The sequence below is a fragment of the Spirillospora sp. NPDC048819 genome (assembly GCF_040650055.1).
In the GTDB taxonomy this organism is placed as follows: domain Bacteria; phylum Actinomycetota; class Actinomycetes; order Streptosporangiales; family Streptosporangiaceae; genus Spirillospora.
Genome location: NZ_JBEZGN010000062.1, coordinates 1 through 17,855, shown reverse-complemented (window position 1 = coordinate 17,855; position 17,855 = coordinate 1). Strand labels below are relative to the sequence as shown.

The 17,855-nt window shown below is 73.4% G+C and carries 19 protein-coding genes; 10 read left to right on the top strand and 9 right to left on the bottom strand.

What is annotated here, in order from left to right:
• The first annotated feature begins 35 nt into the window (after positions 1-35).
• The 5 genes from AB0C35_RS43765 to AB0C35_RS43745 all read left to right on the top strand — a co-directional run bounded on the left by AB0C35_RS43765 (position 36) and on the right by AB0C35_RS43745 (position 5,754).
• Positions 36-797, top strand: coding sequence for an acetoacetate decarboxylase family protein (locus AB0C35_RS43765; RefSeq protein ID WP_358469789.1), 762 nt, complete (start codon positions 36-38; stop codon positions 795-797).
• A complete protein-coding gene (locus AB0C35_RS43760; RefSeq protein ID WP_358469786.1) occupies positions 794-1,465 on the top strand; it encodes an SDR family NAD(P)-dependent oxidoreductase in 672 nt (223 codons plus the stop codon). Before AB0C35_RS43765 ends, AB0C35_RS43760 begins: the two co-directional genes overlap by 4 nt.
• Before the next feature lie 91 nt (positions 1,466-1,556).
• Entirely contained in the window at positions 1,557-4,262 is a 2,706-nt protein-coding gene (locus AB0C35_RS43755) for an AAA family ATPase (RefSeq protein WP_358469783.1), read from the top strand.
• A gap of 74 nt (positions 4,263-4,336) precedes the next feature.
• Positions 4,337-5,050, top strand: a complete 714-nt coding sequence (locus AB0C35_RS43750) for an MBL fold metallo-hydrolase (protein WP_358469780.1) — start codon at positions 4,337-4,339, stop codon at positions 5,048-5,050.
• A 62-nt stretch (positions 5,051-5,112) separates the two neighbouring features.
• A complete protein-coding gene (locus tag AB0C35_RS43745) occupies positions 5,113-5,754 on the top strand; it encodes a TetR/AcrR family transcriptional regulator (protein WP_358469777.1) in 642 nt (213 codons plus the stop codon).
• 10 nt (positions 5,755-5,764) lie between these two features.
• Here the strand turns inward: AB0C35_RS43745 and AB0C35_RS43740 are convergent, their stop codons facing one another.
• From AB0C35_RS43740 to AB0C35_RS43715, 6 genes are all read right to left on the bottom strand, one after another.
• Positions 5,765-6,619: a glycosyltransferase gene (locus AB0C35_RS43740; RefSeq protein WP_358469820.1), complete on the bottom strand. Its 855-nt coding sequence runs from the start codon at positions 6,617-6,619 to the stop codon at positions 5,765-5,767.
• 89 nt (positions 6,620-6,708) lie between these two features.
• On the bottom strand, positions 6,709-7,572 hold the full coding sequence (locus tag AB0C35_RS43735) for a CDP-alcohol phosphatidyltransferase family protein (RefSeq protein ID WP_358469774.1): 864 nt from the start codon (positions 7,570-7,572) through the stop codon (positions 6,709-6,711).
• Complete coding sequence (locus tag AB0C35_RS43730) at positions 7,562-8,635, bottom strand: iron-containing alcohol dehydrogenase family protein (RefSeq protein WP_358469771.1); 1,074 nt, start codon at positions 8,633-8,635, stop codon at positions 7,562-7,564. The genes AB0C35_RS43735 and AB0C35_RS43730 overlap by 11 nt, the downstream gene beginning before the upstream one ends.
• 44 nt (positions 8,636-8,679) lie before the next feature.
• The gene (locus AB0C35_RS43725; RefSeq protein WP_358469768.1) at positions 8,680-9,411 is read right to left on the bottom strand and encodes a phosphocholine cytidylyltransferase family protein; all 732 of its coding nucleotides are present in this window, start codon (positions 9,409-9,411) and stop codon (positions 8,680-8,682) included.
• A complete protein-coding gene (locus AB0C35_RS43720; protein ID WP_358469765.1) occupies positions 9,408-10,040 on the bottom strand; it encodes a DUF5941 domain-containing protein in 633 nt (210 codons plus the stop codon). The genes AB0C35_RS43725 and AB0C35_RS43720 overlap by 4 nt, the downstream gene beginning before the upstream one ends.
• Positions 10,037-10,768, bottom strand: a complete 732-nt coding sequence (locus AB0C35_RS43715) for a hypothetical protein (protein WP_358469762.1) — start codon at positions 10,766-10,768, stop codon at positions 10,037-10,039. Before AB0C35_RS43715 ends, AB0C35_RS43720 begins: the two co-directional genes overlap by 4 nt.
• 85 nt (positions 10,769-10,853) lie before the next feature.
• On the opposite strand from AB0C35_RS43715, the gene ispD reads away from it, so the two are divergent.
• Positions 10,854-11,555 carry a 2-C-methyl-D-erythritol 4-phosphate cytidylyltransferase gene (gene ispD / locus AB0C35_RS43710; RefSeq protein WP_358469759.1) on the top strand — a complete coding sequence of 234 codons (702 nt, stop codon included), beginning with the start codon at positions 10,854-10,856 and terminating at the stop codon, positions 11,553-11,555.
• On the top strand, positions 11,552-12,334 hold the full coding sequence (locus AB0C35_RS43705; RefSeq protein ID WP_358469756.1) for a glycerophosphodiester phosphodiesterase: 783 nt from the start codon (positions 11,552-11,554) through the stop codon (positions 12,332-12,334). The genes ispD and AB0C35_RS43705 overlap by 4 nt, the downstream gene beginning before the upstream one ends.
• A 50-nt stretch (positions 12,335-12,384) precedes the next feature.
• Here AB0C35_RS43705 and AB0C35_RS43700 read toward each other — a convergent pair whose 3' ends face one another.
• Both AB0C35_RS43700 and AB0C35_RS43695 read right to left on the bottom strand, forming a co-directional pair.
• On the bottom strand, positions 12,385-13,155 hold the full coding sequence (locus AB0C35_RS43700; RefSeq protein ID WP_358469753.1) for a hypothetical protein: 771 nt from the start codon (positions 13,153-13,155) through the stop codon (positions 12,385-12,387).
• 100 nt (positions 13,156-13,255) lie between these two features.
• Entirely contained in the window at positions 13,256-14,308 is a 1,053-nt protein-coding gene (locus AB0C35_RS43695) for a glycosyltransferase family 2 protein (protein WP_358469750.1), read from the bottom strand.
• 269 nt (positions 14,309-14,577) lie between these two features.
• Here AB0C35_RS43695 and AB0C35_RS43690 point away from each other — a divergent pair, with 269 nt between their 5' ends.
• The 3 genes from AB0C35_RS43690 (at position 14,578) to AB0C35_RS43680 (ending at position 17,610) form a co-directional block, all read left to right on the top strand.
• The gene (locus tag AB0C35_RS43690; RefSeq protein ID WP_358469747.1) at positions 14,578-16,242 is read left to right on the top strand and encodes an LCP family protein; all 1,665 of its coding nucleotides are present in this window, start codon (positions 14,578-14,580) and stop codon (positions 16,240-16,242) included.
• A gap of 37 nt (positions 16,243-16,279) precedes the next feature.
• Positions 16,280-17,086 (top strand): thioesterase family protein, encoded by an 807-nt coding sequence (locus AB0C35_RS43685; RefSeq protein WP_358469744.1) that lies wholly within the window; start codon positions 16,280-16,282, stop codon positions 17,084-17,086.
• Positions 17,087-17,163: 77 nt separating this feature from the next.
• Entirely contained in the window at positions 17,164-17,610 is a 447-nt protein-coding gene (locus tag AB0C35_RS43680; protein WP_358469741.1) for a hypothetical protein, read from the top strand.
• Between the two features lie 128 nt (positions 17,611-17,738).
• On the opposite strand, the gene AB0C35_RS43675 is transcribed toward AB0C35_RS43680, so the two are convergent.
• A partial coding sequence (locus AB0C35_RS43675) for an acyl-CoA dehydrogenase family protein (protein ID WP_358469817.1) occupies positions 17,739-17,855 on the bottom strand: 117 nt, incomplete at its 5' end.

Genomic DNA, 17,855 nt, shown 5'->3' with positions numbered 1-17,855 from the left:
TGGAAGTAAAACGAGAACCTGTTCTACTAAGCGGTGTGACAAGCGCCGTGCACGCCCATGCGATCCAAGGGGAACAGGTCGATCTGCCGGTCCGGATCCGCGACGCCGCGGTGGCGTCGGCGATGTTCGCCGTGCCCGCCGAAGGGGCGCAGGCCGTCATCGCCTACTCCGGGCTCGACGTCGCCGAGCCGCTGCCCGGCAGGGCCGTCTGCTCGCTGGCGTTCGTCCGGTACGCGGACGGGGACCTCGGGCCCTACCACGAGTTCGCCGTCGCGTTCCTGGTCCGGCCGCCCGGGTCGGCGCCGCCGTCCGGGACGCTCGGGCGGCTGCGCACGATCGCCGGGGGCGGCATGGCGGGGGTCGGGGCGTTCATCCACTGGCTGCCGGTCAACCAGGAGTTCACCCTTGAGGCCGGGCGGACGATCTGGGGGTTCCCGAAGGAACTCGCCGACATCCCGATGGATTTGTCAGGACGCGTGAAGCGGTGCGCCGTGCGGTTCGGCGGCCGTACCGCGATCGAGGTGGCGGTCAGGCCGGGCGCGCCGATCCCGAGCGGTTCGGGGACGCCCAGCGTCGAGGCCTACTCGTGCCTGGACGGTGTCACACGCCGGACGCCCTGGACGCTCACGCCGTCCGACGTGCGGATGCGTCCGGGCGGGGCGAAGGTCGTCCTGGGCGACCACCCCGTGGCGGAGGAGCTGCGCGGGCTCGGCCTGGACCGCGCGCGGGCGCTGAGCACGAGCACCGTCGGGCACCTGATGATGACCTTCGAGGCGGCCGAGGAGGTGCGCGGATGATGCGGACGGCGCTGGTGACGGGTGCCGCGCGCGGGCTCGGCGCGCTGGCGGCGCGGCGGCTGGCCGCGGCCGCCTGGGACGTCGTCGCGGTCGACGCGGACGCCGCCGGCCTGGCCGCCACGGCACTGCGTTCCCCGAACATGCACGTGCGGACGTGCGACGTCACCGACCCCGAGGCCGTGGCGGACGTGGTGGCGATGGCGGGTCCCGTGCAGCGGGTCGTCCACACGGCGATGATCGCGCCGGTCGCGCCCGCGCTGGAACAGCCCTTGGACGAGGTGGAGCGCGTCCTGCGGACCGACGTCCTCGGCACCGTCCACGTCGTCCGGGCGACGCTGCCGGGCATGCTGGAACGCGGGCGCAGCGAAATGATCTTCTGCCCGGTCGCGCCGGTGCCGGGCGCGTCGGCCGGCGCGGCCGCGTCCGCGGCCGTCGCGGCCTACGCCGAAGCGCTCTGGGCGGAGCACGGCGGGCGGGGCGTGACGTTCCGCTGCGCCCGCGCCGGCGCCGGGACCCCGCCGCGGCTCGTCCTCGACGCGATCGACCGCTCGCTCGCGCGGCCCGAGGGGGAACTGCACGTCCGCGCGGAGGGCGGCCCCGCGCTCCCGGGTGGCCTGGTGTCCCGGCTGGCACGCCGCTCACCTGCCGGAACGTCCGCGCCACGCTGAAGGCCCGGCGGACCGAATAAGCTGTCTCTTTCGCCCCTTCGGGGCGCCGGGGGACGTCCCCGGCGCGATACACGTGCGAGGAGCAGCCTGCATGTCGTCCCAGGTCACCGGGCGGCCGACCGGCCCCGGCGGCACGGTCAAAGATCAAGAGATCGCGGCCGAGCAGCGCCATGTCGACATCGCCTACGCGCGCCTGGAGGAGATGCGCGCGGACGCCCAGGCCATGATCCAGGAGGGGTATCGCCAGTCGCTCGCCGGCACCAAGGGCTCCCTGGTCGACCGCGACGCGATGGTCCACCAGGCGGCCCTGCGCGCCCAGGCCCTCGACATCGCCGACGACGGCCTGGTGTTCGGCCGGCTCGACCTGGCCTCCCGCGAGATCCGCTACATCGGCCGCATCGGCGTGCGGACCAGCGAACACGACTCCCTGGTGATCGACTGGCGGGCGCCCGCCGCCGAGGACTTCTACCGCGCCACCCCCGAGGACCCGCGCGGCGTCGTCCGCCGCCGCGTCCTGCACTCGCGCGGGCACACGGTCGTCGACCTGGAGGACGACCTGCTCGACCCGGACGCGGCCGACGGGATGACGATCGTCGGCGACGGCGCGTTCCTGGCCTCCCTCGCCCGCACCCGCGAGGGCGAGATGCGCGACATCGTCGCGACGATCCAGCGGGAGCAGGACGAGGTGATCCGCGCGCCCGCCGACGGGACGGTCCTGGTGCGCGGCGCCCCCGGCACCGGCAAGACCGCCGTCGCCCTGCACCGCGTCGCGTACCTGCTGTTCCGGCACCGGCGGCGGTTCGGTTCCCGGGGCGTGCTGGTCATCGGCCCGAACCGCCGGTTCACCGCCTACATCGAGCGGGTGCTGCCGTCGCTCGGCGAGGGGTCGGCGGCGCTGCGCTCGCTCGGCGACCTCGTCGACGGCGTCACCGCGACCGTCCACGATCCGCCGCGGGTCGCCCGCGCCAAGGGCGCCGGCGCGATGGCGACGGTGCTGAGGCGCGCGGTGACCGACCACGCGCCCGGCGCCCCGGACGAGTTGCGCGTGGTGTTCAAGGGCGTCGTCGTCACGCTGGACCGCGGCAGTCTCGACCGGATCAGGAGCGAGGTCCACCGGCGCAGCCGGGGCAGCGTCAACGCCGCGCGCGGCCGGGCCGCCGAAATGCTCCTGGACGCCCTCTGGGGCCGCTTCAACGACATCGGAGGCCCGGACGCGGCCGAGGCGGCGGAGGGCGCCGAAACCGGCCTGTGGAACGCGATCCTGGCCGCGGACGGCCTCGCCTCGCTCGACGAGGAGCCCGCGCGCGGCGGCGGCGGGAACGGCGGCGACCCGAAGCGCGACCAGTTCGACGCCCGGGTCCGCGAGCAGCGCACGTTCACCGACTTCCTCGTCACCTGGTGGCCGATCCGCCGCCCGCTGGACGTGCTGCGCTCGCTCGGCGACCCCGCCCGGCTGCGCCGCGCCGCCGGACGCGACCTCGACCACGCCGACATCGTCCCGCTCGCCCGATCCTGGGCCGGGGACGACTCGCCCCTCAGCTACCAGGACGTCGCGCTGCTCGACGAGATCGACGCGCTGCTCGGCTCCCCGCCCCGCCCGTCCCGCCGCCGCAGGGCCCCGTCCGAGGACGACCCGTTCGTCGTGGACGGCGTCAACATCCTCACCGGCGAGGACGTGGTCGACGAGACGTGGGAGCCCGAGATGCAGGAGCTGACGACGTCCATCGAGCGGCTTGAGCGGTCCCGGCGCGTGGACGACGGCGTGGTGGAGGAACGCCCCGAGTACGCGCACATCGTCGTGGACGAGGCGCAGGACCTCTCCCCCATGCAGTGGCGGATGCTGGGCCGCCGCGGACGCCAGGCCAGCTGGACGATCGTGGAGGACCCGGCCCAGAGCGCCTGGGAGGACCTCGACGCCGCCCGGGAGGCCATGGAGGCCGCGCTCGGCGGCGACCGGCCCGCGTCGCGGGGCTCGTCCCGGGGCCGCCGCCGCGCCCGCAAGCCCGCCCCGGCGCCCACCCGGGCCAGGCACGAGTACGAGCTCACCACGAACTACCGCAACTCCACAGAGATCGCCGCCGTGTCCGCGCGGGTGCTCGCGGTGGCGCTGCCCGACGCCCGCCCGGCCCGCGCCGTCCGCACCTCCGGCATCGACCCGGTCGTCCGCGTCGTCCCCGACCTCGGCGTCGCCTCCGCGTGGGAGGCCGCCGAGGAACTGCTCGGGCAGGTGGAGGGCACCATCGGCCTCATCGTCCCGCTGCCGCTGGAGGAGCCCCGGCCCGCGAACGCGCCGGACACGGCGAACACACCGAGCACGCCGGACGGCCAGGCGACCCTGTTCGACGATGCGGCCTTCGACGATGCGGCCTTCGACGATGCGGCCTTCGACGATGCGGCGTTCGACGCCCCCGCGGCCTCCGGCGGGAACCCGGCCCCCGCCGCGAACCCGGTGCCCCCCGCGAACCCGGCCCGCGCCGGGAATCCGGCGCCCGGCGGAAACTCGGCGCCCGGCGGGAACCCGGCCACCGGCGGGAACCCGGTGCCCGGCGGCCCCGCCTGGACCGCGGCCGACCGCGAGCGCCTCGCCGCCGACCTGCCCGAGCGCGTCCAGGTGCTGGACGTCCTCGAGGCGAAGGGCCTGGAGTTCGACGCCGCGGTGATCGTGGCGCCGGAGACCATCGCCGCCCAGTCCCCGCGCGGGCTGCGCGTCCTCTACGTCGCCGTGTCCCGCGCGACGCAGCGCCTCACCGTCCTCACCACCGACCCCGGATGGCGCGACACGCTCCTCGCCGACTGAAGTACGCCCTCGGCTGATCCGCCGAGGGCGGATATCCGTGGGCTCTTCCTCCGGCCGTGTCTACCGTCGGCTGCATGGACGTCATCCGCCTGCACCCGCGCCTCCACCACCTGCGCTTCCCCGTCGGGCACGCCTACCTCTGGGACGCCCCCGAAGGGCTGACCCTCATCGACAGCGGCCTGCCGGGATCCGCGCCGCTGATCGCCGACGCCGTCCGCTCCCTCGGCCGCGACCCCGAAGACGTGCGCCGCCTCGTCCTCACCCACTTCCACGAGGACCACGTCGGCTCCGCCGCCGACGTCGCCGCCTGGGGCGACGTCGAAGTGCTCGCCCACCGCGCCGACGCGCCGTTCATCCGCGGCGAGGAGAAGGGCCCGCCGCCGAAGCTGCTCGACTGGGAGCGGCCCATCTTCGAGCAGGTCCAGGCGGGCCTCGCCGGCATGGAGCCGCCCCCGCCCGTCCGCGTGGACCGCGAACTGGGCGACGGCGACCTCATCGACCTCGGCGGCGGCACCCACGCGGTGGCGGTGGCGGCGCCCGGCCACACGCCCGGCAGCGTCGCCGTCCACGTCCCGGACGAACGCGTCCTGTTCACCGGCGACACCGTTGCGCGGCTGGACGACGGCCGGGTCGTCCTCGGCGTCTTCAACTCCGACCCGCCGCTCGCCGCGGAGACGTTCGTCCGGCTCGCCGCGCTCGACACCGAGATCGTCTGCTTCGGTCACGGCGCCCCGGTCACCGAGAACGCGTCCGCCCAGTTGAGGGAGGCGGCGTCCCGGCGGGCGTGAAAAGCGCCCGGGCGCGCGGGTTAGGCTGACGCTGCCCCATCCGCACGGGGGGACGGAGAACGATGACCGGCCGAAATCCCGCGCCCAGACGCAGCTACGGCGGCCGCACGGCCGAGGAGCGCCGCGCCGAACGGCGGGGGCGTCTGTTAGCCGCCGGCCTCGAACTGTTCGGTACCCGCGGCTACGCGGCCACGTCCATCGAACGGCTGTGCGCGACCGCGAGCGTGTCGACCCGCAACTTCTACGAGGAGTTCTCCGGACGCGAGGAACTGCTCGCCGCGCTGCACCGCGACATCAACGAGCGCGCCGCGCAAGCCCTCGCCGCCGCCTACGCCGAGGCGGCGGACGCGGACCTCCCGGCCCGCGTCGAACGCGCCGTGCGCGCGTTCGTCACCGTCACCGCCAGCGACCCCCGCTGGGCCCGCATCGCGTTCGTCGAGGTCATCGGGGTGAGCGCCGGCCTGGAGCGGCACCGGCTGAGCTGGCGCGCCCGGTGGGAGGAGTCCCTGGTCGCGATGGCGCGCGAGGCGGTCGAGCGCGGCGAGGCCATCGACCGCGACTACCGCCTCACCATGATCGCCGTCATCGGCGCCGTCAACAACCTCGTCCACCACTGGTCCGCCCGCGACCAGGACATCCCCTTGGACGACATCACCGCGGAACTGGCGCACCTCATCCTCGCCGCCGTGACGATGCCCAGGTGACGGGCGGGGCCTAGATGATGGGCGGGCGGCCCGTTCTCGTCATGCGCCAGGCGGTGCGCCAGGAGATGGGGCGGCGGGGGCCCGCCGGTTTGCGCCAGCCTTCCGCGAAGCCCTTGAACCACGGCTTGAGCGCGCTCGGCCTGCGCTCGCGGAGGACGGTCATGGCGACCCACACGGCGAGGTAGGTGAGGGCGAGCGGCCACGGAAGGTTTCGGCGGGCCAGCCACACGCGGTTGCGGGCGTTGTAGCGGTAGAACATGTCGTGCCGGGTGGGCAGGACGGCGGGGTGGAACATGACCGCGGCCGCGTCGTAGACGATGCGGTAGCCGGCGTTCAGGATCTGCCAGGCGAGGTCGGTCTCTTCGTGGGCGTAGAAGAAGTCCTCGGGGAGGCCGCCGCCGGCGTCGAACGCGGCGCGGCGGACGGCGCAGGCGCCGCCGAGGAACGTGGTGACGGCGGAGGAGCGCTCGGGGTCGCCGGCGCGCAGCCGGGGTACGTGGCGGCGTTCGCCGCGTCCGCCCTCGGGGTCGCGGACGCGGAACGAGACGACGCCGAGGTCCGGTTCGGCGGTGAACCTGTCGCGCAGGTGCGCGCCGAGCCGGGTGGAGCGGTACCAGCCGTCGTCGTCCAGGAAGAGGATGACGTCGCCGGACGACGCCGCCACGCCGCGGTTGCGGCCGGCGGGGATCCCGACGTTGCTCGGCAGGCGGAGGAGCCTCACGCGCTCGTCGTCGAAGACGGGGTCGTCGCCCGGCGACCAGTCGCCCGCGACGCCGTTGCCGACGAGCACGACCTCGACGCCGACGTGTTCCTGCTCGAAGGCGCTGCGCACCGCGCGGGCCAGTTCCGCCGGGCGGTTGCCCATGGTCAGGACCACGACGCTGAGCGCGATGCCCCCCTCCGCGCGCGAGGAGTGTTCTTTCGGGTCCACGGCTTCCTCGTCCAGGCTGGAGGTCACTTCAGCCTCCGGGAGGCGAGGATGCTGACCAGGTGCAGCAGCGTCTGGACGACCGCGACGGCGGCCACCGCGGCCATGAGGACGCGGGTGGCGGCCGGCGTCTCGGTGCCGAAGACCGTGTCGACCACCGCGGCCGCGACGATCAGCAGGGACAGCTCGACCGCCCCGATGATGCGGTGGAAGCGCAGCATGGACGCCGCCTGCCGGGCGAGCGCGATCCCGGTGGAGCGGGGACGCAGCGCGCGGTCGCCGCCGGCCGGGTCGGCGGCCAGGCCCGACTTGGCCCGCGCGACGACGACGTTGTCGGTCTCCGCCTTGATCAGCGCGGCGCCGAGCGCGGCGACGAGGCCGAGCTCGACCCAGCCGCCGCTCTCCCAGCCGCCCTGGGCGGCGAAGCCGAGGCCGATGAGCAGCGCGACCTCCGACAGGTAGTGGCCGATCCGGTCGAGGAACACCCCGGCGACCGACGTCCGCCGCAGGTAGCGGGCGACCTCGCCGTCCACGCAGTCGAGCAGGAGGTACACCTGGATGAGCGCGGCGCCGCCGAGCGCCGTCCACAGCGCACCGGTACCGGACGCGGGCAGCGACACCACGACGCCGGCGAGGACGCCGCAGGCCATCATCAGGTAGGTGAGCTGGTTGGGGCTGAACCCGAGGCGCAGCGCGATCCAGGAGAAGTACGGGGACAGGTCCCGCATGTAGATGCGGCCGGCCCAGTGCTCCTCGTTGCGCCGGTCTTTCAGTCCGGGGGGCTGGCCGTACCGGCGGACGTCGGCGACCCCGGCTCCTTTGCGGTCCGGCCGATCGTCGCCGTCCGGGGGCTCGGGGGATCTGCTCCGCCCGGGGAGTTCAGCCTCCATGGGCCTGGACATACTCTTCCACCGCCTTGAGGGTCTCACCCTTGTCGAGGCCGAGGTATTCCAAGATCGTATAGCGGCCGGGCCGGGTCCGCGGGGCGTACAGGACGGCGTCCGCGAACTGCTCCACCGACAGCCCGACGTCGGCGGGCAGGCGGGGCAGCCGGTGCCGGCCGAGGCACGTGAGGATCTCGTCCAGCCGTTCTGCGCCCTCCCCGAGGTGGGTGGCCCGCAGGTGGTAGCAGAACGCGGTGCCGAGCCCGGCCAGCTCGCCGTGGTTGGCGGTGTCCGGGTAGAGGTGGTCGATGGCGTGCAGGATCTCGTGGTCGCCGCCGCTGGCGGGACGGGAGTCGCCCGCGAACGCCATCGACATCCCCGACAGCACCAGGCTCTCGGCCAGCACGGTCAGGAACCGGTCGGACTCGATCGACTCCGGCTGGTGGAGCAGCGCCTCGGCGGCGGTCCGGGCGACGGTGAGCGCCATCCGGTCGACCCGCTCGCCGCACTGCTCCGAGGCGAGCAGCCAGTCGTCCACGGCGGAGAAGTTGCTGAGCACGTCCCCCACCCCGGCGCGGACGAGCCGCGGCGGCGCTGCGTGCACGTAGTCGAGGTCGACGACCATCGCCAGCGGCATCACGACGCCGAAGGAGCCCTTGCCGTTCTCGTGCGTGAGCGAGGCGACCGGCGAGCAGATCCCGTCGTGGGACAGGTTCGTGGCGACCGACACCATCGGGATGCCCGACAGCGTCGCCGCGTACTTGGTGGCGTCGATCGTCCGGCCGCCGCCGATGCCGACGACGGCCTCGTAGGAACCGGCGCGCAGCTTGCCGGCCAGGTCGACGGCCGCGTCCACGGTGCCGCCCGCCACCTGGTACACCTCGCAGGCCGACAGGGACGGCCGGACGTGCTCGGCGATCTGGTCGCCCTGTCCGGGGCCGACCGCGATCGCCACGCGGCCCTCGGTGGCGATCCGCTTGTCGGCGAGCAGCTCGCCGAGGGCGGCGATCGCGCCGCGCCGCACATCGATGGAGAGCGGCGCGTTCAGCATCCGCGTCAGCAGGGGCATGAGCCTCCTCGTCGTCCGCGCTGTCGGTGGCCGTGGGGGGCGGCCTAGTAGCCCTTGGCGATGCGGAGGGCCTTCTCCAAGTCGTCGTGGTTGTCGACCTCGACCCAGTCGACCTCGCCAATGGGCGCGACGCCGATGCGGCCGCCGCGGTTCACGTGCTCCTGGTAGCCGTCCTCGTAGTAGAGGTCGGGGTCGCGCTCCCAGGTGGCCTTGAGCGCGTCGGCCAGCGGTCCGGCGGCGACGGGCTCGATCAGGGTGGCGCCGATGTACTCGCCGTTCGCGGTGGACGGGTCCATCAGCTTGGTGATGGTCTTCAGGTGGCCCTCGCCGTCGAGGATGACCTTCATCTCCTCGTCGGCGAGAGTTTTGACATCGTCCACCGCCAGGAGGATGTCCGGTCCGCGGTTCGCCAATAGTGTCTTCTCGACGCTCACCGGATGGACCGTGTCGCCGTTGACCATGAGGACGCCCTTGGAGAAGTGCTCACGAGCCAGCCACATGGAGTAGGCGTTGTTCCACTCCTCGGCCTTGTCGTTGTGAACCAGCGTGATGCTCACGCCGTACCGCTCCTCAAGGGCGGCCTTGCGCTCCTCGACGGCGCCCGCGCAGTAGCCGACGACGATGACGACGTCGTTCAGGCCGACTTCGGCGAGGTTGCTCAGGGCGATGTCCAGGATGGTGGTCTCGCCGTCCACGGGGACCAGGGCCTTGGGGAGGGTGTCGGTGTACGGACGCAGCCTCCGGCCCGCTCCTGCCGCCAGCACCATGCCGATCATGCTTCCTCTTCCTTCAGGTCGACCATCACGCCGCTGCCGCGGCTGTTGCGCATCCACGTGGCGACGCACTCGCCGCCGAACAAGACGCCAAGGTAGGCGGCCAGCGCGGCGTACGCGAACGGGAGCAGGCCGAACAGGCCCGTGACGGCCGCGAACAGCATCCGGCCCTCCCAGCCGAGCCCGGCGCGCAGGACCCACTCCTGTGGCCGGGACCCGTGGCGGGTGCGGTACACGATGTCGTAGTGGTGGAGCGCGAGAACCGCGATCAGCACGTAGACGAGCGGCGCCGGAACCGCCTGCGCGAACCCCAGCACAGCGAGGTAACCATACTCGATCCCGCGCGACATGGGCGGTACGAGCCAGTCCAGCCGTCCGGTGTGCGGGTGCGCGGAAGCGGGTCCCGCCAGCAGCAGGACGATGACCGGGGCGAACAGCGCCGGCGCGGGCCCGCCGTGGCCCTCCGGGAGCAGCAGGAGGGCCGTCGCGGCGGCCGCGGCGGCGGTGGCGGGCAGCGGCGGGAGCCGTCCCCGCGCCAACCGGCCGAGCGCGCGGCACGCGGGGCCGTCGTCGCGGTAGGCCCGGACGGTCGTGCCCGGCGCGGTGCGGGCGGGCGCGGGCGTGGCGGTCATGTGAGGGACCTCCTCGATCGTTCGGTCAGGGTGACGGCGGTGGCCGCGGCCCCCCAGGCGAGGAGCGCGGCGAACGCCGGCCGTGCGCCGGCGGACGCGGCGGTGACGGAGATCAGCGCGAACCGCTCGCCGAGCGGCAGGCCGAGGCTGTTGCGGGCCCGCCGCAGAAAGGCGCCCCGGCGGGCCGAGCGGGGCGGCCGGGTCCGGCTCGCCGCGAACGACGCCTCGATCGTGTGCCGGACCGCCAGCAGCGCGACCGCGCCGGCCGCCGCCCGCCAGAGGCCCCCGCCGGACGCGGCGGCCCCGGCGGCCAGCCCCGCGTACACCGCGAACTCCTCGACCCGGCCGAGGAGGGCGGCCGGCCGCCCGCCGGACGGGCCGGCCCGCCCGGAGCGCAGGCCGTCCGCGCCGCCCCGGCCCGCAGGGCCGAGCACGAGCGCGACGCACAGCAGCAGCGCCCCGGTGACCAGCCCGCCGCGCGTCCCGGCGGAGAACCACACCGCGGCGAGCGCCGCGGCCGCCAGGGCGATCGCCGAGACGGCGCCCGGCGTGAGCCCGCGCCGGGCGGCCCACCGGGCGACGAGCGGAGCGCACGGGCGCACCACGCGGGCGCCGATGAGGCCGTCGTCGTCCACGGCTTCGACCGCCTCTCGTTCCGGGCGGATGATCGCGGGGCGGTCCGGTACGTTGAGCGTGGCCGGACGGTCGCACCCGAGCACCTGATCCATCGGGGCCTCCGGCCGGTCGGGACATCATGTGCCGATGCACAGCGTAGTGGCCCGGTGACCGGGTGTCGTGGATGGCCGAGGTGAGATGGCGACGCGGACCGTTGCGGTGGTACTGGCGGGCGGTGTCGGCGAGCGCATGGGCGCGGGACGCCCGAAGCAGCTCATCGACGTCGGCGGGCGCCCGATGCTCGCGCATGCGATCGACAGGTTCGACACGCATCCGGGCATCGGCGAGGTGGTGGTCGTGATGGCGGCCGGGCATCTGCGGGAGGCCGCCGCGGTCGCCGCGCCGTTCCGCAAGACGGCCGCCGTGATCGAGGGCGGCGACACGCGCACCGCCTCCACGATCGCCGCGCTGCGCACCCTGTCCGGGCGCCCCGACGACGTCCGGGTGCTGTTCCACGACGCGGCCCGCCCCTTCGTGGACCACCCGGTGATCGACCGCGTCCTGGACGCGCTGGACGCCCACGAGGCCGTCGCGGTCGGGCTGCCCGCGTCCGACACAATGGTCGTCGTCGAGGACGGCGTGGTCGTGTCCATGCCGCCGCGCGAGACGATGTTCCGGTTCCAGACCCCGCAGGGGTTCCGGCTCGGCACGATCCGCAAGGCGTACGAGCTGGCCCTCGCCGATCCGGAGCTGCGCGCCACCGACGACTGCGGCATCGTCCACCGCTATCTGCCGGACGTCCCGATCCGCGTGGTGGCGGGCAGCGAGCGCAATCTCAAGGTGACCCAGCCCCTCGACGTCGTCGTCGCCGAACACCTCGCCACCGGAGACACCCCTTGACCTCTTCGCGGACCCCGATCTTCGACAGCGTCCCCGCGATCATCGGCCACCGCGGCTACGGCTCGGGCGACCTGACGCCGCCCGGCTCCGAGTCGCTCGTCGCCGAGAACACGCTGCCGTCGCTGCTCGCCGCCGTCGACGCGTGCCGCCGTGCCCCGGGCACGCCGTGGGTCGAGATCGACGTGACGCGCACCGCCGACGACGACCTCGTCCTGCGGCACGACCCCACCACCCCCGACGGGGACTACATCGTCGACCTGCCCGCCGCGGTCAGCGGGCTGCCGCGCCTCGCGGAGATCTTCGACGCGCTGCCCGCGGACGTCGCGGTGGACGTGGACGTCAAGACCGTCCTGGAGGACGCGGTGGACGCCCCGTCCCGCCGCACCGGCGCGCTGCTCCTTCCGGTGCTGAAGCGCGAGGCCCGGCGGCGCCGGCTGCTCGTCACCTCGTTCGACCCGTCACTGCTGACGTTCCTGAAGGACGAGCTGCCCGGCGTCCCGCTGGGCCTGCTGACGTGGCTGCGGTACCCGCTGTGGAACGCCGTCCCGGCCGCGGCGGGCCTCGGGATGGACGTGGTCGCCGTGCACACCGGCTCGTGCGGCCTCGACCACCCCGACACGCGGCTGCACCCCCTGGCGCACTATGTGGACGTCGCACACAAGGCGGGCCTTGAGGTCGTCGTCTGGTGCCCCACCCCGGAGACGGCGCCGGCCTACGCCGCCGCCGGTTTCGACGCGATGGTCGTCAACGACATCCCCGGCGTCCTCGCCGCACTCTGACCACGGCTTGACGTCCGGTCGGGGGTCGTGAAGGCCGTCTACCGGAGTGATCACGTCGGGCGGTTGCCGCCGTACATCTGGGTCCACTCGCCCGGGTTGTCGTCGTCCGGGTCGCTCTGGGAGGACGACCTGGGCTTGTCGCCGGCGGGCGGCGGCGCGGGGGACGCGGGAGGGGCGGCCGGCAGCGGGGGCGGGTTGGAGGCGCCGAGCTGAGCGGGCGGCTGCCCGTACTGGGGTGCGCCGCCCTGCCACGGCGGGTTCTGTCCCGGTGCGGGGGAGGCCTGCGGCGCGTGGTGGGCCCCCATGGGCGCCTGGGCGCCGTGCATGGGAGGCTGACCCATCGGAGCGGGCGGCGGCCCGCCGAAACGGGGTGCGGCCCCTGCCGCGGTCCGGGACTTCCACCGCGACGGCGCCACGGACGCCACCAGGAGCACCCCGCCAAGAAGCAGGAAGAGGCCATAGGGGCCGAACATCATGTAGCCGTGCGCGAGGGTGTCAGGAAGGTCCCTCGAGGTGTTCCGCAACATCCAGAGAGGGTCCACGACCCAGAGGACGCCGATGCCGGCGAAAACGGCACCGGGAATGAGCGAGGCGACCGGCGAGACCCGTGTGCCCACGACGAGGCCCACCAGGATCGCCGTCACGAGCATGAGGCCCGTCCCGATCCACAGGTCGCTTCCGTGGTAGCTCCGGAAGCTCCCGAGGGAGTACCGGGCGACCCGTTGCAGCTCGCCCGCACCGTACAGCAGACAGGCGGCGATCACGGGCGTCAGCACCACGCCGATCAGCGCGCCGAGGCCGTGGCGTGCTCCGTTGGACATGGCCACCTCCAAACCGGTTGGGCGGCGAAGATCCCGCCCAACCTAACCCTGACACATCCTGAGACGGCAGGGGTTAACGGGTGGTTTCCCAATTCCCCCGCTAGTGGACGGACTGGCCGGGTTTGACCGGGGTGGGCTGGCCGAGCCGCGGCGGGCTGGTGAGGAAACCGACGCCCCAGGTGAGGTGCATGGTGGCGAAGACCAGCGGGAGCCGCACCCAGGCCGACGCCGGCAGGCCCCGGCCCTCCACGGCGGCGCCCGCGACCATCGCGGCCGCGTACCCGCCGGGCAGCAGCCAGCCCGGCCAGAACCCGAACGCGCCGGCGACCGCGCCCGCGGTCATCGCGACCACGGCGATCGGCGGCGCGAGATAGCGCAGGTTGAGGGTGCCCTGGTGCTCGCGTCCGACGACGCGCCGCCAGCGGCCGGTGTGGAAGTACTGCTTGGCGAGGGCCCGCAGGTTGGGCCGCGGGCGGTAGGTGACCCGCATCCGGGGCGTGAAGAAGATCCGGCCGCCGGTCTCCCGGATGCGGTGGTTCATCTCCCAGTCCTGCGCGCGGACGAACGTCTCGTCGTAGCCGCCGACGCGGTCGAGGGCGCTGCGGCGGAACGTCCCGAGGTAGACGGTCTCGACCTCGCCCGCCTCGCCGCCGGTGTGGAAGCGGGCGTTGCCGACGCCGAGCTTGGACGTCATCGCGCGCGCCACCGCCTTCTCGAACGGGGTGACGCCCTCCGCGGCCATGATCCCGCCGACGTTGTCGGCGCCGGTCTCCTCCATCGTCTCGACGGCGGCGCGGACATAGTCGTCCGGCAGCAGGGAGTGCCCGTCCACCCGGACGATGATCGAGTACTGCGACGCCTTGATCGCGATGTTGAGGCCCTGCGGGGTGCGTCCCGTCGGGTTCGCGACGACGAGGACGCGCGGGTCCTCGGCGGCGAGCCCGCGGGCGATCTCCTCGGTGCTGTCGCGGGACGGCCCGATGGCGAGCACGAGTTCGAGCTCGCCCGGGTAGTCCTGGGTGAGGATGCCGCGTACGGCCTCCGTCAGATGGCGCTGCTCGTTGAGGACCGGCATCACCACCGACACGGCGGGCCAGGTGCGTTCACCGGAGTCGGAGCGGGGCTTCACGGCGTACTGGGTTTCCTGGTTCATGGCGCGCTGGACATCGGGAGACGAATTCATGGTGGGCTCGCGGGCGCCTTCCGGCCGATGACCGGAGTGCGGCGCCCCAATCCTCTCTTGCTCGCTTGTCTGACGCAGCCCACGCCACCCAGTTCGCGTGCGGGCCGCCGGGGTGTGGTCGAGACGGCGCCACGTTACTCCAAGGACACGAGGTCCAGGTAGCGAACGGACGGGTGTTCCCCACTTTAGAGTGGTGTGGACTCGCGTCAGAACGACGTCCTCGGGAGGCGGCGGCCGGCATGGCAGACGGGCACGACTCAGGTCGCGGCGACACCGGCGGGCCGGAGGCCGATCCGCTGGAGCGTTACTTCCGGCCTCGTCCGGGCTCCCACGCGGTGGCGGGCGGCGACGGCGACATCGAGGGCGTGACCATCGACGGGATGCCGGCGCCGCGGGTGCCGGTGGAGGGCCCGCGCGGCCCCCGCCGTCCCGGCCGGGGGCTGAGCCCGCGCGCGGCGATGACCGCGCGGCGGCAGAAGCGGTTCCTGATGCTGACCGGGACGATGTCGGCGTTCGTGCTGCTCACCTCGGGCGGCGCGTGGGCGTTCCAGAACTATGTGACCGGCATGATCGACAAGGTGTCGGTCGGCGGTCTCGGCGAGGGCGACGGGCCGAAGGGCGCGATGACGATCCTGGTGGCGGGGGTCGACCGCCGCGACGGGCTGACGAAGGCGCAGCAGAAGGCGGCCAAGCTCGGGCATCAGCAGGGCGAGCGCTCGGACACGATGATGCTGGTGCACGTGTCCCGCGACCACGACAGCGTGTCGATCGTGAGCCTGCCGCGCGACTCCCATGTCACGATCCCGGCGCACAAGTCGAACGGCTCGGAGGGCGCGAAGGGGACGCGGGTGCCGTCCCGTCCGGGCAAGCTGACCTGGGCGTACCAGTTCGGCGGGCCCGACCTCACGGTCAGCACGATCAAGCGGGCGACGGGCCTGTCGATCGACCACTACGTCGAGGTCAACTTCTACGGGTTCGTGCACATGGTGAACGCGCTCGGCGGCGTGGACGTGTGCACCGAGCAGCCGGTCGACGACGCCAAGAGCGGGCTGAAGCTGCCGGCGGGCACGTCGCACGTGGACGGGATGAAGGCCCTGGCGTTCGCCCGCGCCCGCTACTCGCTGACGGGCGGCAGCGACCTCGGGCGCATCGACCGGCAGCAGCAGTTCATGGCGTCGATGCTGAAGCAGGCGCTGTCGACGAAGACGCTCGGCGACCCCGTCAAGTCGACGAAGTTCCTGAACGCGGCGCTGAAGTCGCTGCGCGTCGATCCCGAACTCGCCGACAACCTGCCCGAGCTCGCCGACCAGATGAAGAACCTGTCGACCGACGACATGACGTTCGCGAAGGTCCCGCTCGCCAACCCCGACCACCAAGCCGTCCTGTGGAACTCGGCGTCCGCGCAGTCGACCGTCCAGTGGGACCAGGGCAAGGCGCGGGACCTGTTCACCAAGATCCGCAAGGACGAGCCGCTGGCGGAGCAGGCGAAGAAGCCGAGCGCCACGCCGTCCCAGAAGCCCGGGAACGGGCTGACGGTGCCGCCGGAGGAGATCTCCGTCCGCGTCCTGAACGCGATCGGCACGCGGGGCCTCGCGACGAAGGCGGGCGGGCAGCTGGAGGAGCTCGGCTTCGACGTCACCGTCCCCCCGGGCGTGGCGCGGACCGGCCTGCAGAAGACCCAGGTCCAGTACGGGCCGGACGGCGCGGACTCCGCCAAGACCCTGGCCGCCGCGATCCCGGGCGCCAAACTGAAGAAGGTGTCCTCGCTCGGGTCGAAGGTGCAGGTCATGGTCGGCGCGAACTGGGACGGCGTGCGGAAGGTCGAGGTGGCGTCGCCGGGCGCGTCGCCGTCGCCCCGGCCGGGCATCGACACCGACACCGCCACGCAGAAGCTCTGCGGCTGACCTGTCTAGAATGGCATTCTAGATTTGGAGGAGCCGCATGACCGAGGACGCGCCCGCCGAGGCGTTCTACGAACCGCTCGGCGACGGGCGGTTCGCCAGCACCCCCGCCACGGCGGGGCCGTGGTCGCCGGGTTTCCAGCACGGCGGCCCGGTCTCGGGCCTGATCGGACGGGCCTTCGAACGGCACGACCCCGTCCCCGGCACCCGGGTCGCGCGGGTCACCGTCGAGATCCTCAGCCCCGTCCCGGTGGCGACGCTAGACATCACCGTCCGCGTCGTCCGCCCCGGCAAGCGGATCACGCTCCTCGAAGCGGAGATGACGCACGAGGACCGTCCCGTCGTCCGCGCCACCGCCTGGCGGATCATGGAGGCGCCGTCCCACCTGGAGGCCGTCGTCCACGCGCCCCCTCCGCCGCCGCTCCCCGGCACGACGCCGCCGTTCCCGGAGTGGCCCGGCGTCCACACCGGCGGCTACCTCTCCGCGATGGAGTGGCGCCTCGTCCACGGCACCTTCGGGCAGCCGGGGCCGGGCACGACCTGGGCGCGCCCTCGCATCCCGCTGATCCCCGGCGAATCCGACACGCCGCTGGTGCGGGCGCTGACGCTGGCCGACAGCGCGTCCGGCATCGGCAGCCAGCTCGACCTCGCCAAGTGGCTGATCATCAACACGGACCTGACCGTCGCGCTGCACCGCGACCCGGTCGGCGACTGGCTGTGCATGGCCGCGTCCCTCGACGCGAGCCCGGGCGGGAGCGCCCTGTGCGAGGCGACGCTCGCCGACATGTCCGGCGAGTTCGGCCGGGCGATGCAGACCCTCCTCGTGGACGAGCGCCCACCCGCCTGACCTCTAATGTTCTTGATTCAATACTGTGGGTAGCAGGATAGTGACAGAGAGTAGTCACTTCGTTAGGAGTCCACAGGATGTCGACAAGGATTCTCACCCTGTTCACCACGACCGCCGCGACCGCCGCGCTGGCGCTCGCCGGCGGCATCACCGCCGCGGCGGCCGCCCCGGCGCCGCCGCCTGCCCCGGCCGGCGCCGAGACCGTACCGTCCGCGGCGGCGCCTCAGTCGGACACGGCCTCCTCCAAGGGCGACGCCGCCCTGAAGGAATGCCGCGACGCGGACTGCACGGTCGAGATCACCGACGGCCAGCAGATCACCCTCGACAAGAAGTTCGGGGTGGCGCCGATCAAGGTCAACGTCGAGGGCACCCGTGTGAGGTTCGCCTTCCGCGACCACATGTCACAGGGCATCGCCATCGTGGACGCGCAGCACGCCCACTCGACCGCGACCTTCAACGGCATCACGCTCCACCCGTACGTGGCCAAGGACGGCAAGGTCATGGTCACCGTCTCTCACCGCTGAGCCCGACGCCCACGGGTGGCGGTGAGCACGATCTTTGAGGTCGGATCCGTCCCGGCCCGGTCTCACGGGCCGGGACGGACGCACGCCGCCGTAGGCAGTGGGCCGCGGCCGCGCATCCGTCCGTTACCTCACTTGAGGAGCTGGCGTGCCATGACCATGCGCTGGATCTGGTTGGTGCCCTCGTAGATCTGGGTGATCTTGGCGTCGCGCATCATCCGCTCCACCGGGAACTCCCGCGTGTACCC

Bases quoted from the DNA above. Each gene is read 5' to 3' on its own strand.
- AB0C35_RS43695 (WP_358469750.1), bottom strand. From the start codon at position 14,308: ATGAACCAGGAAACCCAGTACGCCGTGAAGCCCCGCTCCGACTCCGGT.
- AB0C35_RS43700 (WP_358469753.1), bottom strand. From the start codon at position 13,155: ATGTCCAACGGAGCACGCCACGGCCTCGGCGCGCTGATCGGCGTGGTG.
- AB0C35_RS43715 (WP_358469762.1), bottom strand. From the start codon at position 10,768: ATGGATCAGGTGCTCGGGTGCGACCGTCCGGCCACGCTCAACGTACCG.
- AB0C35_RS43750 (WP_358469780.1), top strand. From the start codon at position 4,337: ATGGACGTCATCCGCCTGCACCCGCGCCTCCACCACCTGCGCTTCCCC.
- AB0C35_RS43740 (WP_358469820.1), bottom strand. From the start codon at position 6,619: ATGGGCAACCGCCCGGCGGAACTGGCCCGCGCGGTGCGCAGCGCCTTC.
- ispD (WP_358469759.1), top strand. From the start codon at position 10,854: ATGGCGACGCGGACCGTTGCGGTGGTACTGGCGGGCGGTGTCGGCGAG.
- AB0C35_RS43760 (WP_358469786.1), top strand. From the start codon at position 794: ATGATGCGGACGGCGCTGGTGACGGGTGCCGCGCGCGGGCTCGGCGCG.
- AB0C35_RS43725 (WP_358469768.1), bottom strand. From the start codon at position 9,411: ATGATCGGCATGGTGCTGGCGGCAGGAGCGGGCCGGAGGCTGCGTCCG.
- AB0C35_RS43745 (WP_358469777.1), top strand. From the start codon at position 5,113: ATGACCGGCCGAAATCCCGCGCCCAGACGCAGCTACGGCGGCCGCACG.
- AB0C35_RS43730 (WP_358469771.1), bottom strand. From the start codon at position 8,635: ATGCCCCTGCTGACGCGGATGCTGAACGCGCCGCTCTCCATCGATGTG.
- AB0C35_RS43720 (WP_358469765.1), bottom strand. From the start codon at position 10,040: ATGACCGCCACGCCCGCGCCCGCCCGCACCGCGCCGGGCACGACCGTC.
- AB0C35_RS43690 (WP_358469747.1), top strand. From the start codon at position 14,578: ATGGCAGACGGGCACGACTCAGGTCGCGGCGACACCGGCGGGCCGGAG.
- AB0C35_RS43735 (WP_358469774.1), bottom strand. From the start codon at position 7,572: ATGGAGGCTGAACTCCCCGGGCGGAGCAGATCCCCCGAGCCCCCGGAC.
- AB0C35_RS43680 (WP_358469741.1), top strand. From the start codon at position 17,164: ATGTCGACAAGGATTCTCACCCTGTTCACCACGACCGCCGCGACCGCC.
- AB0C35_RS43755 (WP_358469783.1), top strand. From the start codon at position 1,557: ATGTCGTCCCAGGTCACCGGGCGGCCGACCGGCCCCGGCGGCACGGTC.
- AB0C35_RS43685 (WP_358469744.1), top strand. From the start codon at position 16,280: ATGACCGAGGACGCGCCCGCCGAGGCGTTCTACGAACCGCTCGGCGAC.